14 protein-coding genes, 3 tRNA genes, 1 rRNA gene, 1 other RNA gene and 1 other annotated feature are annotated in these 15,610 nt (G+C 33.8%); of the genes, 4 read left to right on the top strand and 15 right to left on the bottom strand.

The features are described from left to right. The 8 genes from BN1242_RS13690 to tadA form a co-directional block, all read right to left on the bottom strand. Window positions 1-58 (bottom strand): 16S ribosomal RNA (locus BN1242_RS13690); the annotation flags it as partial. Between the two features lie 552 nt (window positions 59-610). Beyond that, a complete protein-coding gene (locus BN1242_RS02630; protein WP_062350909.1) occupies window positions 611-877 on the bottom strand; it encodes a pro-sigmaK processing inhibitor BofA family protein in 267 nt (88 codons plus the stop codon). Between the two features lie 185 nt (window positions 878-1,062). Further along, entirely contained in the window at window positions 1,063-1,287 is a 225-nt protein-coding gene (locus tag BN1242_RS02635) for a YaaL family protein (RefSeq protein WP_062350919.1), read from the bottom strand. A gap of 15 nt (window positions 1,288-1,302) precedes the next feature. After that, window positions 1,303-1,899 (bottom strand): recombination mediator RecR, encoded by a 597-nt coding sequence (gene recR, locus BN1242_RS02640; protein ID WP_062350922.1) that lies wholly within the window; start codon window positions 1,897-1,899, stop codon window positions 1,303-1,305. 17 nt (window positions 1,900-1,916) lie between these two features. After that, window positions 1,917-2,237: a YbaB/EbfC family nucleoid-associated protein gene (locus BN1242_RS02645; RefSeq protein ID WP_062350925.1), complete on the bottom strand. Its 321-nt coding sequence runs from the start codon at window positions 2,235-2,237 to the stop codon at window positions 1,917-1,919. A 22-nt stretch (window positions 2,238-2,259) separates the two neighbouring features. Next, the gene (gene dnaX, locus BN1242_RS02650) at window positions 2,260-3,939 is read right to left on the bottom strand and encodes a DNA polymerase III subunit gamma/tau (protein ID WP_062350928.1); all 1,680 of its coding nucleotides are present in this window, start codon (window positions 3,937-3,939) and stop codon (window positions 2,260-2,262) included. A 160-nt stretch (window positions 3,940-4,099) separates the two neighbouring features. Continuing rightward, window positions 4,100-4,364, bottom strand: an RNA gene (gene ffs / locus BN1242_RS02655) — signal recognition particle sRNA large type. Between the two features lie 95 nt (window positions 4,365-4,459). Further along, window positions 4,460-4,945, bottom strand: a complete 486-nt coding sequence (tadA, locus tag BN1242_RS02660) for a tRNA adenosine(34) deaminase TadA (protein WP_062350931.1) — start codon at window positions 4,943-4,945, stop codon at window positions 4,460-4,462. Window positions 4,946-5,088: 143 nt separating this feature from the next. Between tadA and BN1242_RS02665 the strand changes: the two genes are divergently transcribed. From BN1242_RS02665 to BN1242_RS02675, 3 genes are all read left to right on the top strand, one after another. Next, window positions 5,089-6,369 (top strand): glycosyl hydrolase family 18 protein, encoded by a 1,281-nt coding sequence (locus BN1242_RS02665; protein ID WP_062350934.1) that lies wholly within the window; start codon window positions 5,089-5,091, stop codon window positions 6,367-6,369. A gap of 286 nt (window positions 6,370-6,655) precedes the next feature. Beyond that, the gene (locus BN1242_RS02670) at window positions 6,656-7,282 is read left to right on the top strand and encodes a deoxynucleoside kinase (protein WP_062350937.1); all 627 of its coding nucleotides are present in this window, start codon (window positions 6,656-6,658) and stop codon (window positions 7,280-7,282) included. Window positions 7,283-7,287: 5 nt separating this feature from the next. Next, window positions 7,288-7,959 (top strand): deoxynucleoside kinase, encoded by a 672-nt coding sequence (locus BN1242_RS02675; protein WP_062350940.1) that lies wholly within the window; start codon window positions 7,288-7,290, stop codon window positions 7,957-7,959. A gap of 218 nt (window positions 7,960-8,177) precedes the next feature. Here the strand turns inward: BN1242_RS02675 and BN1242_RS02680 are convergent. The 4 genes from BN1242_RS02680 to guaB form a co-directional block, all read right to left on the bottom strand. Further along, window positions 8,178-8,270 (bottom strand) — tRNA-Ser (locus BN1242_RS02680). A gap of 156 nt (window positions 8,271-8,426) precedes the next feature. Then, the gene (gene serS, locus BN1242_RS02685) at window positions 8,427-9,701 is read right to left on the bottom strand and encodes a serine--tRNA ligase (RefSeq protein ID WP_062350943.1); all 1,275 of its coding nucleotides are present in this window, start codon (window positions 9,699-9,701) and stop codon (window positions 8,427-8,429) included. A gap of 61 nt (window positions 9,702-9,762) precedes the next feature. Then, window positions 9,763-9,978, bottom strand: a binding site (T-box leader). 97 nt (window positions 9,979-10,075) lie between these two features. Continuing rightward, window positions 10,076-11,395, bottom strand: coding sequence for a serine hydrolase (locus BN1242_RS02690; RefSeq protein ID WP_062350946.1), 1,320 nt, complete (start codon window positions 11,393-11,395; stop codon window positions 10,076-10,078). 201 nt (window positions 11,396-11,596) lie between these two features. After that, the gene (gene guaB / locus BN1242_RS02695) at window positions 11,597-13,063 is read right to left on the bottom strand and encodes an IMP dehydrogenase (RefSeq protein WP_062350949.1); all 1,467 of its coding nucleotides are present in this window, start codon (window positions 13,061-13,063) and stop codon (window positions 11,597-11,599) included. 109 nt (window positions 13,064-13,172) lie between these two features. Here guaB and BN1242_RS02700 point away from each other — a divergent pair, with 109 nt between their 5' ends. Next, window positions 13,173-14,168, top strand: a complete 996-nt coding sequence (locus BN1242_RS02700; protein WP_062350952.1) for a YaaC family protein — start codon at window positions 13,173-13,175, stop codon at window positions 14,166-14,168. A gap of 69 nt (window positions 14,169-14,237) precedes the next feature. Here the strand turns inward: BN1242_RS02700 and BN1242_RS02705 are convergent. The 3 genes from BN1242_RS02705 to BN1242_RS02715 form a co-directional block, all read right to left on the bottom strand. After that, window positions 14,238-14,310 (bottom strand) — tRNA-Ala (locus tag BN1242_RS02705). A 27-nt stretch (window positions 14,311-14,337) separates the two neighbouring features. Next, window positions 14,338-14,411 (bottom strand) — tRNA-Ile (locus tag BN1242_RS02710). Window positions 14,412-14,479: 68 nt separating this feature from the next. Further along, on the bottom strand, window positions 14,480-15,556 hold the full coding sequence (locus BN1242_RS02715; protein ID WP_062350954.1) for an HD-GYP domain-containing protein: 1,077 nt from the start codon (window positions 15,554-15,556) through the stop codon (window positions 14,480-14,482). Window positions 15,557-15,610 lie beyond the last annotated feature (54 nt).

The raw sequence follows: 15,610 nt of genomic DNA on the forward strand, positions 1-15,610 counted from the left end.
GCATGTATTAGGCACGCCGCCAGCGTTCGTCCTGAGCCAGGATCAAACTCTCCAAAAAGTGTTTGATTTGCTCATTTAAAATACTAGCATGTTTAACGCTTTGTCTTGTTCAGTTTTCAAGGTTCAATTTTTAGCGACTTAATTATAATAACAAATAATTGTTATGAAGTCAACTATTTTTTATAAATTATTTTTTGCTCTGTCGTAATGACAAAATATATATTAACAAAGATTTATAGAAAATGCAAATGGTATTTTTATACAGCATCAATATTTTTTAATTGCAATAAACATACTACTACCCTTTAGTAATTTTGTAAAGTTAATAATTGAAGACAATTGACATCATACGTATTCTTTGTAATTTATTCTATTTACACTAATCACTTTACTTTGTTTTGCTACATTTCTTTAACTAATGCATAGCCCGTAAGTTAAATATTCATTTGAATTAGCACAAAGTGGAAAATAATATTTGTTTTTAGTTTTAGTAGTGTCCATTTACTGTTTCAAACAAACTTAATGCAACATTAACAACACTTGGATTTAATAGTGGAAATAATTAAAGGGATTAGGCAGCAATAAGCAGTCTAATCCCCAAAACTATAATCTATACCAACACCCAAAGTTGAATAGTTGTTAACGCTAATACACCTGGAATTCCTAATATTCCTGAGATGGTAGCTGTGATTAAATTTATTGGTACATGAATGCCAAATTGGTTGCCGAATGCATTGAGGAAAAATAATAATAACGCTCCAATTAATATTTTTACGAAGGTTTGTCCAATAATTTTTATCGGCTTAAACGAGGTTCCAAAAAACAGGACTGTTATAATTAATATACTTAAACCACTTATTATAATTGCAGTTTTCATTTAATCCCCCACTTATTAATTAGTTTTAAAAAGCTTGTACTAATTAATAAATATGCTCGTAAAAGAAAAAAATACCGAATAATAAAGGGCTATCCAAAATGTTCATTTTTTTGACATCTGGTGCCCTCCCTTGTAGATTCTTGCTTATTATACTTTTGGAGTTTTCCGCTTTTGGGACAGTCCGACTACAACAACGATTTAACTTTTATCTTCCTTGTTTTTGCCTCTTTAAAAAGATAGAAGTATTTTATTTCTGCCATTTTCAGTTGTTGTCTTAAATCTTCTGTTACATTAATACTTCGTTCCGTTATATTTTGTTCGTTTTGCCACTGTTTTTTGAATTGCTCCATCTGTAAGAGTAACTTTAAATCATATTCTTTTTTTAACGACTTTCTTTTTCGGAAGAACATCGTTATCCCCCTTTATTATATTTCTCTTCTTCCTTCCAAAGCTTTTGATAAAGTTACTTCATCTGCATATTCTAAATCACCACCAACAGGTAATCCGTGGGCTATTCTAGTTACTTTTATACCTGAAGGCTTTACGAGTCGGGAGATGTACATCGCTGTTGCTTCTCCTTCGATATTAGGATTTGTAGCAAGAATTAATTCATTCACCGTTTCATCTTGTAATCTTTTTAGCAAACTGGGAATATTTATATCCTCTGGTCCGATTCCATCCATCGGGGATATGGAGCCGTGTAATACGTGATATAGACCATTATAATCTTTCATCTTTTCCATAGCTATGACATCTTTAGGGTCTTGAACAACACAAATAATACCACGATTTCGGTGTTCGTCTTCACAAATGAAACACGGATCTCTATCTGTTATATGGCCACATACGGAACAATATGTTAAATCCCTTTTTGCATTTACAAGGGCTTTTGCGAAATCTAACACCGTATCTTCTTGCATTGTAAGAACAAAAAAAGCCAGACGTGCAGCTGTTTTTGGGCCGATACCTGGCAATTTCATAAAGCTATCAATTAATTTAGTTATTGGCTCTGGGTAATACATGAGCAAATGCCTCCTAATTAGAACAATCCAGGGATATTCATTCCTTTTGTAAATTGTCCTAATCTTTGTTCTGTTAATTTGTCTACTTTCTCTAAAGCATCATTTATAGCGATAACGAGTAAGTCTTGAAGTGTCTCGACATCTTCAGGATCAACAACATCTTCATCCAACTTAACTTCTAATACTTCCTTATGTCCTGAAACAACTACTGATACCATTCCTCCACCAGCAGTTCCCTCGATTTTTTCCTCACCTAGTTGTTCTTGAGCCTCTTGCATTTTCTTTTGCATTTTTTGCATTTGTTTCATCATTTGTTGCATATTTCCCATTCCACGCATTATAAATTTCCTCCTATTATCACTAATCTTTTATTTCTAACAACTCTTCCCCAACAAGTCTTTTTGCTTCCTCAATTAGTGGGTCATTAGGTTGTTTGTCTTCTTCTTTTATTTGTTGGCGATGTTGACTTATAAATGAACTTCTTATCTCCATCCATTGCTCTTCTGGAACACCAATAACCTCTAGCTGTTTTCCAGTAATAGTTGCCAATACATTTTTCATTATACTAATAAACTCTTGATTTTGCATTGCCATCTGACAATGAATTTCATATTTAAATTTGATTATTAATCCGCTATCCGAAGCTGCGACAGGTTCCGCATCATTTAATAAAGCGGAATGTGAACGTTTTAGTTGAGTTAATACATTCGCCCAGTTCGTTTTGATAATTTGAAGATTTTGTTTCGTCGCATCTGATAATGTTCGTTCTATCTTTCCAGTAGGAACTTTAAAGGAATTTCCTTGTCTTGCAGGAGAACGCTGACTTTTTGGCGCCTGTTCTTGAGTTGAGGTATTAACAGGTCCTGCTTCCTTAAGTTGCTGCAGTTCTGTTTCCAACTGCGACAGTTTTTCTAATAAATGATTTATTTTATTTGAGTCCTCTTGATTATTAACCTTTTCTGTTTCACATAATTGAATAAGACTAACCTCTAAAAAGATTCGTGGATGATTTGTCCATTTCATTTCTTGCTGTGTTTTATTTAATTGGTCAATAATTTGATATACCCTATCGTCTGTATATCCTTCAACATTTTCGATGAAATCATCATCAACAATGACTTTTTCTAAATATTCCACTAAATCTGGTGAACTTTTGTATAATAACAAATCCCGATAATATAGTAATAAATCCTCTACTAGTCGCGCTACATCTTTTCCTTCCGCAATTAGTTTATGTAACCATTTTAACGCTTCTTGAGAGTTGTGATGCAATATTGCTTTCACAATAGTAGACAAAACTTGTTGGGAGACAGAACCGGTAATCATTAAGGCATCTTCCAAAGTAATCTTTTCAGAACTATAGGAAAGGGTCTGGTCTAATAAACTTAGTGCATCCCGCATACCGCCTTCTGCTGTGCGTGCAATAACTTGGATTGCTTCTTCGTCATAAGCTTGACCCGATTGATGCAAGATTAGACGTAGTCGCTCCACGATTGTACTAGATGTTATCCTTTTAAAATCAAATCGTTGACATCTTGAAATAATAGTTAATGGAATTTTATGCGGTTCTGTTGTCGCTAGTACAAAAATCACATGTTTTGGAGGTTCTTCTAATGTTTTTAAAAGAGCATTAAACGCACTAATTGAAAGCATATGTACTTCGTCTATTATATATACTTTATATTTAGTTGCACTTGGTGCGAATTTCACTTTATCAAGAACATCACGCATTTCCTCTACTCTACTATTAGATGCAGCATCAAATTCAATCACATCTGGAATGGATCCGTCCGTAATGCCTTTACAAGAAGGACATTCATTACATGGCTCCCCATCTACTGAATTTGGGCAATTAACTGCTTTCGCTAAAATTTTTGCCGCACTTGTTTTCCCTGTACCTCTTGGGCCGCTAAATAAATATGCATGTGAGATTTTTTCTTGAATGAGGGCATTTTGCAATGTTTTCGTTACATGTGATTGACCAACAACATCTGCAAAAATTTGTGGCCGCCATACACGATATAATGCTTGATAACTCATTTATCTCGCCCTCCCGAAAACGAATAAAACTTAATCCTTTATATTATAGCTTATTCAAATAGATAATTCCTAGAAAAACAATTAAAAAACATTTAAAGTATATGAAAAAACACCCTAACTAAATTATAAGGGTGTTAAAGTGCAACAATTATTATGTATGCCGTGCACCTTTTGTCGACTGCTCACCATAGGCGTTGCTTCCGCAGTTAGCTCGGTCCAGGCGACCCTACGGCACATGAGAGATTCCACTTAATGCTGCTTCCTTCCGGACCTGACATAGTTCATGGATTCTCATTGCGTAGGACCCAGACGTCAACACCACTTACGAAAGACAGACCCTACAGTGAGTCAGCCTCGAAAAGGGATTCAGTCTCGCTAGAGCGGATTGCGAGTACAGGGCTCCGCTAACTCCCCACCTAGCACGGCATAACTAAGTATACTAGTATTTCGTATAAAATGCAATTATTATTAGCTGTTAAATATTACCTTATTGACAACTTCATCGAAAAAAATAATTTTCTTACTCCTCTCTTTGTTGCTTGGCTGCTTTTTTCCTTTTACGAATATCTTGAAAAAAACTTGTTAACAACTGTCCACATTCCTCTTCTAAAACGCCGGATTTCACTTCGCATTGGTGGTTAAACCTATTATCTTGTAAAAGATTATGTAAGGACCCCACACAACCTGCTTTTGGATCATTTGCACCAAAAACTACTCTTTTTACTCTAGACATAATAATCGCACCCGCGCACATTGGGCATGGTTCTAATGTAACATATAGTGTTGCCTCTTCTAAACGCCAGCTCTTTAATTGCTTACAAGCATTATTAATAGCCATCATTTCTGCATGAACTAAGGAATTTTGTAGCTGCTCCCGCAAATTATAGCCTCTTCCAATTATTTCATCATTTAATACTATAATACAGCCAATTGGTACTTCATTTAATTGCTGGGCCTTTTTTGCTTCTTCAATGGCTAATTTCATATACATCTCGTCTCTATTCATATTTTCCCCCTTTTTTTCAGTTGAACCCATTCTTTTTACATATATTTTTATTCAGATGAATCCGTTCTTTTTTCTTTATTATAAACATAAATTATTTATAGCGCTAAAAATAGTATGCCAATAGTATTTAAGGGGGAATGGATTTGCAAATTCATGTTGTAGGACCGAATCAATCACTATTCGGGATTGCACAGGCGTATAACACAACGGTAAATGACTTAGTGGAAGCAAATGACATACCAAATCCGAACCAATTAGTCGTAGGACAAACGATTGTTATCCCGATTGTTGGTTCTTTTTATTGGGTACAGGCAGGCGATAGCCTTTGGTCAATTGCACAAAGATTTAACATTTCCTATGATCAATTAGCTTCTATCAATCGAATTCCACTTAATCGCCCATTACAAGTAGGAACAAGACTTTATATACCTCCACGACCAAAAACTACCGCAGAATTCAATGCTTATATCGAACCTCGAGGAACAGTAACACAAGCCCTTGAAAGTAGTGCAAGAGAAGCCGCACCATATTTAACCTATTTAGCTCCATTTAGTTTTAACGCAAACCGTGACGGGACACTGACGGAACCACCACTAAATCAGTTTCCAGCTATTGCTACTGCAAATCGAAATATTTTAATGATGGTTATTACGAATAAAGAAAATGACCAATTTAGTGATGAGTTAGGAAGGATATTATTAAATGACCAAGCAATTCAAGGTAGGTTTTTAAATAATATTGTAAATACAGCTAAAAGATATGGGTTTAGAGATATTCATTTTGACTTTGAATATTTACGACCAGAAGACAGAGAAGCATATAACACATTTTTAAGAAGAGCAAAGGCTAGGTTTAATCAAGAAGGATGGTTATTGTCTACCGCTCTAGCTCCAAAGACAAGTGCGACGCAAAAAGGACGTTGGTATGAAGCACATGATTATCGGGCTCATGGGGAGATTGTGGACTTCGTTGTAATAATGACGTACGAATGGGGTTATAGTGGTGGACCACCTATGGCTGTATCTCCTATTAATCCGGTCAGAAGAGTGCTTGAATACGCTATAACAGAAATGCCTTCACAAAAAATTATGATGGGGCAAAACTTATACGGATATGATTGGACACTTCCTTATCAGCAAGGAACTATTGCCCGAGCTGTTAGTCCGCAACAAGCAATTCAATTAGCGGCAACTCATAACGTACCAATACAGTATGATATGACTGCACAAGCACCGTTTTTCAACTACACAGATAATCAAGGAAGAAACCATATTGTGTGGTTTGAAGATGCCAGAAGCATTCAAGCAAAATTCAATTTAATAAAGGAATTAAATTTACGAGGAATGAGCTACTGGAAATTAGGTCTTTCCTTCCCGCAAAATTGGTTATTAATAACAGAAAACTTTAATATTACAAAAAGGTAATAGTTACTTCTCTTGGGGCTGTCTAGAAAGTCATATATTGACTTTTGGACAGTCCTTATTTATGTTGGAATATTGCTATTCTTGCTTATTAAATCTCGGAAGTTTTCCACTTTTAGGATATCCCTTTTTTATTGCAAGTAGTTTCTTCTAATATTTATATATATATAAAATCACCATGCTATGCTAAAATTAATTTTGAATCTGAAAGAATGAGGATATATCTTTGAATAGAAGCTGTTTTCTCCATGAAAACTTTTTATTCCTCAAGGAAATATGGAGGGAAACTATGAATACGACTTTTATTGCTGTTGAAGGACCAATAGGAGTTGGAAAATCATCATTAGCAAAAGTTTTATCTGATCACTTTCAATTTCATTTACTTAATGAAATTGTTAACGAAAACCCTTTTTTAAGTAATTTTTATAAAAATATCGAGGAATGGAGTTTTCAAACGGAAATGTTTTTCCTTTGTAATAGATTTAAACAATTAGAAGATATTAGAAATCATTACTTAAAGAGGAATTTACCAGTTGTATCAGATTACCATATGTTTAAAAATTTAATTTTTGCTAAACGTACTTTAAGTGAGTCACACTTTCAAAAGTATGAACAAATATTTCATATATTAAATAAAGATCTTCCAACACCTAATCTAATTATTTACATTCACGCCGATTTGCAAACATTATTTACTAGAATTGCTAAGAGGGATCGCGATTTTGAAAGAAATATTTCTCCAATCTATTTGGAAAACTTATGTATTGATTACGACCAATATATTACACACTATCAAAAACAACATCCAGAAATACCTATTTTAAAAATCGACGGAAACAAGATAGATTTTATTGAGAATAAGCAACATCTTAAGGATATTATTAACGATATAGAGTCTTTATTGATAAGGAGTTAAGTTCAATGAATTTGCGAGAGAAGTATCACATACCGAGTAGTACAGTCATTACAATAGCGGGAACCGTTGGTGTAGGTAAATCGACCTTAACTACAGCTTTAGCGAAAGCACTAAATTTTCGTACGTCGTTTGAAAAGGTGGATCAAAATCCATATTTAGAAAAATTTTATGATGACTTTCAGAAATGGAGTTTTCATTTACAAATTTACTTTCTAGCAGAACGCTTTAAAGAGCATAAAAGAATCTTCGAATATGGTGGAGGTTTTGTTCAAGATCGTTCAATCTATGAAGATACGGGCATTTTTGCTCGGATGCATTACGAAAATGGGACAATGTCAGAAATTGATTATCAAACCTATTCGAATTTATTTGATTCTATGGTAATGACCCCGTTTTTCCACCACCCCGATATACTAATTTATTTAGAAGGATCTTTTGATCATATACTAGAGCGAATAAAAAAACGTGGAAGGCCAATGGAGCAAGAAACCCCAATTACATATTGGGAGGAAATGTATAATCGTTATACAAATTGGATTGATTCTTTTTCAGCATGTCCAATATTGCGATTAAATATAGAAGATTACGACTTACACGATAAAGACGAAGCGTGTTTAGAAGATATTATTAGGAAAATTAGCCTCATTATTAACGAAGCACATACGTATAAGAAATAGATGTTTTAGTCGATTATAGTGACGGAAATGCAATTTGAACAAACTTATTAAATAATAAAAGCTACCATAATTACGGCTGTCTTGAAGTAATTTCCTCTTAAGGACTTTCATCTTCAAGATAGCCCATTTTTTACGGCATTTTTATAAAAAAAAAGCTGACCATTGTATTCATGGCAGCTTTTTAATTATCTCCAATATTATGCGCTGTAGTTGTGATATGGTGGAGGAAGAGGGATTCGAACCCCCGCGCGGTTTAACCCGCCTGTCGGTTTTCAAGACCGATCCCTTCAGCCGGACTTGGGTATTCCTCCCCGAGACACAAAAATTATAATATCATGTTAAAAAACAAAAGTCAACAAAATTACTGCATTTAATCACTTCACTTTAATATTTACATATAGAATAGGATGGGACAAGTTAGTGTAGCAGAAGGAACTCCGGCGTCACTTGCCCCCCTTTATAATAAATTACTTAATAAATTCTTTTCCACCTAAATATGGACGAAGTGCTTCTGGAATGCGCACGGAACCATCTTCTTGTTGATAATTTTCCAATATCGCAGCAACCGTTCTCCCAATTGCCAGTCCTGAACCATTTAAAGTATGGACATGTTCTGGTTTAGCCTTAACATCTCTTCTAAATTTAATATTTGCCCTTCTTGCCTGGAAATCTTCAAAATTACTGCAAGATGAAATTTCTCGATACGTATTATAACTTGGCAACCAAACTTCTAAATCGTATTTTTTCGCTGCTGTAAAGCCTAAATCGCCAGTACACATACTCATGACACGGTATGGTAGTTCTAACAATTGCAACACTTTTTCTGCATTATTTGTTAATTTCTCTAATTCTTCATAAGAATCCTCTGGCTTTACGAACTTAACTAACTCCACTTTATTAAATTGATGTTGCCTAATTAATCCTCTTGTATCACGACCCGCTGAACCTGCCTCTGACCGAAAACAAGCACTGTATGCAACATATTTCTTCGGTAGCTCATTCACAGATAAAATTTCGTCACGGTGATAATTTGTCACAGGTACTTCGGCAGTCGGGATTAAAAAATAATCCTCTTTTTCCACTAAAAATGCATCTTCCTCAAATTTAGGTAATTGACCTGTTCCAGTCAAGCTAGTTCGATTTACTAAATAAGGTGGTAATATTTCTTCATATCCATGTTCTTCTGTATGGAGATCTAACATAAAATTGATTAACGCACGCTCTAATTTTGCCCCTAATCCTTTATAAAATGCAAAGCGGCTTCCAGCAACTTTTGCTGCTCTTTCAAAATCAATAATTCCTAAATTCGTTGCAATATCCCAATGTGGTTTCGGTTCAAAATTAAAATTAGGAATATCTCCCCATTTTCGAATTTCCACATTATCATCCTCTGTTTCGCCAACAGGAACTGACTCGTGGGGAAGGTTAGGTATCGTTAATAATAAGTGATTTAATTCTGCTTCAATAACTGTTAATTGTTCATCATATTTTTTAATTTCCTCGCCAACTTTACGCATTTCAGTAATTAATTCACTCGCATCTTGTTTCTCCCGCTTCAAGATAGCAATTTGCGCAGAAACATCATTGCGGCGGTTTTTTAAAGCTTCACTTTCGATAATTAATTTTCTACGAGTTTGGTCTAACTCTTCGAATTTTCCTAAGTCTGTTAAGTCTTCTCCTCTAAATTTTAACTTTTCCTTTACTTCTTCCAAATTATTTCTCAACAGTTTAATGTCAAACATTATAAAAAACCTCCTAATTATTTTTTATTTTTTGTAATACAAAAAGCTCCCGTCCCCATAAATAAGGGACGAGAGCTTCTCCCGCGTTGCCACCCTAGTTGAAAGTATAAAATACTCTCCACTCAAAAGATAACGGATTATCCGGTCAAACTTACATCTTTCATGATTTTCGTATGACACTCAAGGATGGATTCACCATATGCCTATACTAGTTTCCACCTACCACTAGCTCTCTAAAATAGCCATATTGGTTACTATTTCCTATCAACGTTTTAATATATAGTTTATTTTATATATTATATAAAAATTAATGTAAATATTCAACAGTTAATAAATAATTACAAACATACTCTACTAGGTCATAAATAATTTAATTAAAACCAGCCACCTACTGTAGTCGTAATACCATTCCAAAGACTTGCAAAGAAGTTGCCGATTCCTCTCATCATTAAAACGAACCAGTTTGCTTTTTCAACAGATTCTGTAGCAACAACATCTACTTTTACTGTACTTTCTTTATCAGTAATAAAGCCGAGATCATCACCATCATACTCATAAGTTAAATACCCAACAACATCTCCTTCTTTAACTGGAGCAGTAAGTTGGCCATCTTCATTTAGCTTTTTCTTATTCAACACTAACTTCGCTTTATATTTATCCTTTTCTCCATTTTTTATAATTAAACTTAATGGATCTTTCGTTGCAATTTTAACAGAATCATCTTTACCTTTAGTTACAGGTAAAGTTTTTTTACTTTCAGGAACAAACCCTTTTTCAAATAATGTGTCTTCGCCAAAATTTGCAAATGCATAGTCTAATAATTTTGCAGTTTCATTAAACCGTTCGATTTGTGATTTCGTATTCATAATTACAGTTATAAAGCGTTGGTTGCTTTTCACTGCTGTAGCCGTAAAACAATACCCTGCAAAATTAGTAGAACCTGTTTTTAACCCATCGACACCTTCATATTCAAAAGTTAATTCTGGAAGCATCCAGTTAAAATTATTATAAGTTCTTCCATCCCGAAATTTTAATCGAGATATTTTTGCTGTATCTAATACTTCTGGAAAATCATTTAACAAATGATATGCTAATTTAGCTGTTGCACGGGCAGACATTTTATTTTCATCGTTTATATCTGTACCTTCAGGATGATTATCTAACATATCAGAGTTGTTTAGACCCGTTGAGTTAACAAAGTGAAAATCACCTAATTCAAGTTCTGCTGCTTTTTCATTCATGAGTTTTACAAAATTACCTTCTGTTCCTGCAATTACTTCTGCAAGAGCAACTGTTGCAGCATTTGCAGAATGAATAGCCATCGCTTGATATAATTCTTTTACAGTATATGCTTCCCCTTGAGTTAGTCCGACATTAGAAAGACCTAAATAAGGGCTAGATAACTTATGAACAAATTCATTGATTGTCACCTTTTGGTCCCATGAAATTCTCCCTTCATGGATTGCCTCTAACACAAGGTATTCAGTAAGCATTTTTGACATACTAGCAACACCTAGTAATTCGTCCGCATTATCTTCATAAAGAACTTTTCCTGTCTTAGCATCGATAATTATTGCAGCTTTTGCTTTAATATCTAACTTCGTTGCAGCTTCAATATTTGGTACATTATATATAAAGTTTGATAGAACAAAAAACGCTATTATAACAAGTAATAATGGTTGCTTTCTTTTCACTAATTAATCCCTCCATCAAAACAATTCTCGCTTCATACTTACATTAGTTTAACATATCTTTTTTTAAAAAAATAGACACTTTTACACCGGAAAAAAATAACATAATAGTTTTATATATTTATAAAAACTATGTTTCATTCACATGAAAGAAGGCTGTCTAGAAGGATAATACCTTTCCTTTGACAGCCTCCTCAATAATTATTAACTAAGGGAATAGTTAGGTGCCTCTTTCGTTATTTGTACATCATGCGGATGGCTTTCTCGAAGTCCTGCACCAGTCATTCGAATAAATTGAGCCTTTTCTCTTAAAATTTGTAAGTCTTTTGCACCACAATAACCCATACCTGATTTAATACCACCAACTAATTGGTAAATAGTTTCTGATAGTGGGCCCTTATATGGAATTCTCCCTTCAATTCCTTCTGGCACAAACTTTTTATTATCTTCTTGGAAATAACGGTCTTTTGAACCTTTTTCCATTGCAGCAACAGACCCCATACCACGATACACTTTAAAACGTCGTCCTTGATAAATTTCCGTTTCTCCTGGACTTTCTGTCGTACCTGCTAACAAACTACCTAACATTACAGCATGTCCACCAGCGGCTAACGCTTTAACTATATCTCCAGAATACTTAATACCACCGTCAGCAATGATTGCTTTGCCATGCTTCCTTGCTTCTGTAGCACAATCATAAATTGCTGTAATTTGCGGGACACCAACACCTGCTACAACCCTTGTCGTACATATAGATCCAGGACCAATTCCAACTTTAACAATATCAGCACCAGCCTCAAATAACATCTTCGTAGCTTCAGCAGTTGCTACATTACCTGCAATAATATTTAAAGTTGGATATAGCTCGCGAATGGTTTTTACAATATCTATTACCCCTTGGGAATGTCCATGTGCTGTATCAACTACAATTACATCCACTTTCGCTTCATACAATTTTTCTACACGTTTCAATGTATCTTTAGCAATACCGACTGCTGCTCCTACTAACAGGCGTCCTTGATCATCTTTGGCAGCATTAGGGAATTCAATAACCTTCTCTAAATCTTTAATAGTGATTAGCCCTTTTAAAACGCCTGAGCTATCAACTAATGGAAGTTTTTCTATTTTATATTTTTGTAATATTTTTCCGGCTTCTTCAACCGTTGTACCGACAGGAGCAGTAATTAAATTTTCCTTCGTCATTACATCATCAATTAAAATAGAATAATCTTCAATGAAGCGCAAATCACGATTTGTTATAATGCCAACTAGTTTTTGCTCCACTTCATTGTTCACAATAGGAACACCAGAAATTCGATATTTACCCATTAAATGTTCTGCATCAAAAACTTGATGTTGTGGAGTCAAATAAAATGGATCCGTAATCACACCATTTTCCGAACGTTTTACTTTGTCCACTTGTTCTGCTTGCTCTTCTATCGACATATTTTTGTGGATTATTCCAAGTCCACCTTGTCTTGCCATTGCAATCGCCATTTCTGCTTCAGTTACAGTGTCCATACCTGCACTAATAATAGGAATATTTAACTTTAACGTTTTCGTTAATGCTGTTTCTAAATTTACATCTTTCGGTAATACATCTGATTTTGCTGGTATTAATAACACATCATCAAAAGTTAAACCTTCTTTAGCAAACTTATTTTCCCACATGTAAAATATGCGCCTCCTGAAAAAATATTATTAGTAGGTTATCAATTGGAAACAATACTGTCAAGAGATAAATTGTTAATTCCTACTTTTGACATTTGGGGGTGGAATATTGAATTACATCAACAGCGATAAATTTAGTAACGATTTACTAGTAATTTCCTCGGCTGAAACGGCACGTAATTTTTTAACAGAGCGATACATCAATTACCGTTTTGAAAATACAACAGAAAAAAGCTTTAACAATTGTTATCCATTTATATACTATATTGAACATGGAAAGGACTTTTTTGAACAAGCAAAACGGTCTCCACTTACTATGAAACCAATTTTACTATTTTATGGATTTGTATTTTTTATTAAAGCATGCTTGTTAACGGTAGACCCTTACTATCCCGAAACAACTTCTGTTTTAGCACATGGAGTAACAACAAGGAAAAAGAAAAAGCAGCAATATGATTTTTTAAAGGATGAGGTAAAAATACAAAAATCTGGACTATTTCCTCATTTTTCTAAAAAAATGTTTCATATGGAACAGTTAGAAGGAAAAAAAATTACTGTAGGGGACTTACTTCAACAAGTTCCAGAACTAATGGATTTCTTTAAACATTATGAAAGAATTGCATCCTTTTCTATCGTAGAACAAAAAGGGAATACCATCATATTGCCAGATAAAATTTTAGATATTTTCAAAATGACGAAAAATCGCTTTGCACAATTTTTAGCAAATAAGTCAAATATAAAAATTGATATACAATTGGATAATAATATAACGGAGATTAATTTAAAGCTAAATAAAAGTAATACAAATTATCCTATAGAAATACTCCCGTTACGATATTATTTAGAAAAGGATACTTATTTATTTGCTAATTTCCATAAAGAATTTTGTTTTTTTCATGAACTTATGATTCATTATTTAATACTTTATCATTTGAGCATGATTGCCCGATACGAAATAGAGTGGTGGGCAGAGTTAATTCATCATAAATCGACATTTGACTATTCAATCATTAGTTTATATTTGAACATCGCAATGGATAAATGCCTATTTTTAATTAACCAGTTTTTATTTAATGAACAAGATTTAAGTATAATTTTGAATTAATGTAAAAGGCAAATAAAAAGGGTCAGTTCTTACACATTTATTCGTGCAAAAACTGACCCTTTTCTCATATGGAGCCTAGCGGGATCGAACCGCTGACCTCCTGCGTGCAAAGCAGGCGCTCTCCCAGCTGAGCTAAGGCCCCAAAGTTTGTAATCTCCCTAAAGATAAATGGGCCTGAATGGACTTGAACCATCGACCTCACGCTTATCAGGCGTGCGCTCTAACCAGCTGAGCTACAGGCCCTATCTCATAGACTTTCATAATATATCATTAATTATTATGAAAGTCAACTTCTAATGGTAACAACCCTTTTAATCTAACTCGTAAAGAAGTTGCTTTATATATATACCGTCGGTTGGTATGGACAGTATCTTTTCTGTATTTACCACTTTTATAAATGGATTTGTTAAGTTCATTGGGTTTAAGTAAATGATTTCACCAATTTGTTCATTTGATAGCAATACGTTTAAATTTACGGTGAAACTTAAAAATATTTCAGTGAATTTGTTTAATAATGAAATATCTAAGCTGCCAAATTTTTCGTGTCGTAATTGATCTATTACGTGGAAGATGTTATTTTTACTTTCAGATTTAAAGTTATAGCTAAACTGAATATATTCATCGACAATAGCAATGATTTTTGCATAGGGATGGATTTTATTTTCTTTTTCTCCTGTAGGATAGCCGCTCCCATCCAATCGTTCATGGTGCTGAAATATTGCTACCTTGACTCCGTGATTTAAAGACGGTATATTTTGGAGCATTTTATAACTATTAATCGGATGCATTTTCAGCTCTAGTTCCTGTTCCTTAGACATATTAAATATACTTACTCTTTTTAAATCACTCTTTGCTAAACCACAATTGCACAAAATTCCAGCTAATGCAATTTGAAAACAGTCCGCTTTTGGCATATTTAATTTATAAGCAAAATAAGCAGAAATCAATCCTAATGATACAGAATGATGATATAAATAATCTTCTTCCGAAAAAAATTGTTGGATAAAAAGTAACCGAGTTGGTGTTTTTTTTGTTAGTTCTAATAAAGGGATAATAATATTTCTTATTGTATTTACATTAACGGTTGAACCAGCTTGCCAATGATGAAATTCTTTTTTAAATTGCTGAACAGCATGTAAATATTTCTTTTCAAATACACTATGTTTTATTTTACTATTTTTTTGTTTTTTTTCTGTTGATTTTAATAATTTTTTTCCTTTAACCAGTGGCTCTTCCACATTTACTGTTTCTACTAAAAAGGCCCTTAAGACGCTTACTATTTCCTTCGTTACAATTGTACCTTTTGGAACGATTGGGTTCTTCGTAAGGCTATATATATCCTCTTTGATACGGACACCTTCTTGTAATTGATTTACATTTACTAACACTTTATTCTCACCTTTTTGTTAGTTAATTAGAAAAAAGTTTATAAAACAGGCTTC

It is taken from the genome of Bacillus kwashiorkori, from assembly GCF_001375515.1.
Taxonomy (GTDB): domain Bacteria; phylum Bacillota; class Bacilli; order Bacillales; family Caldibacillaceae; genus Bacillus_BK; species Bacillus_BK kwashiorkori.

Excerpts from the sequence above, each read along its gene's own strand:
- BN1242_RS02630 (WP_062350909.1), bottom strand. The coding sequence starts at position 877 with ATGAAAACTGCAATTATAATAAGTGGTTTAAGTATATTAATTATAACA.
- BN1242_RS02635 (WP_062350919.1), bottom strand. The coding sequence starts at position 1,287 with ATGTTCTTCCGAAAAAGAAAGTCGTTAAAAAAAGAATATGATTTAAAG.
- recR (WP_062350922.1), bottom strand. The coding sequence starts at position 1,899 with ATGTATTACCCAGAGCCAATAACTAAATTAATTGATAGCTTTATGAAA.
- BN1242_RS02645 (WP_062350925.1), bottom strand. The coding sequence starts at position 2,237 with ATGCGTGGAATGGGAAATATGCAACAAATGATGAAACAAATGCAAAAA.
- dnaX (WP_062350928.1), bottom strand. The coding sequence starts at position 3,939 with ATGAGTTATCAAGCATTATATCGTGTATGGCGGCCACAAATTTTTGCA.
- tadA (WP_062350931.1), bottom strand. The coding sequence starts at position 4,945 with ATGAATAGAGACGAGATGTATATGAAATTAGCCATTGAAGAAGCAAAA.
- BN1242_RS02670 (WP_062350937.1), top strand. The coding sequence starts at position 6,656 with ATGAATACGACTTTTATTGCTGTTGAAGGACCAATAGGAGTTGGAAAA.
- BN1242_RS02675 (WP_062350940.1), top strand. The coding sequence starts at position 7,288 with ATGAATTTGCGAGAGAAGTATCACATACCGAGTAGTACAGTCATTACA.
- serS (WP_062350943.1), bottom strand. The coding sequence starts at position 9,701 with ATGTTTGACATTAAACTGTTGAGAAATAATTTGGAAGAAGTAAAGGAA.
- guaB (WP_062350949.1), bottom strand. The coding sequence starts at position 13,063 with ATGTGGGAAAATAAGTTTGCTAAAGAAGGTTTAACTTTTGATGATGTG.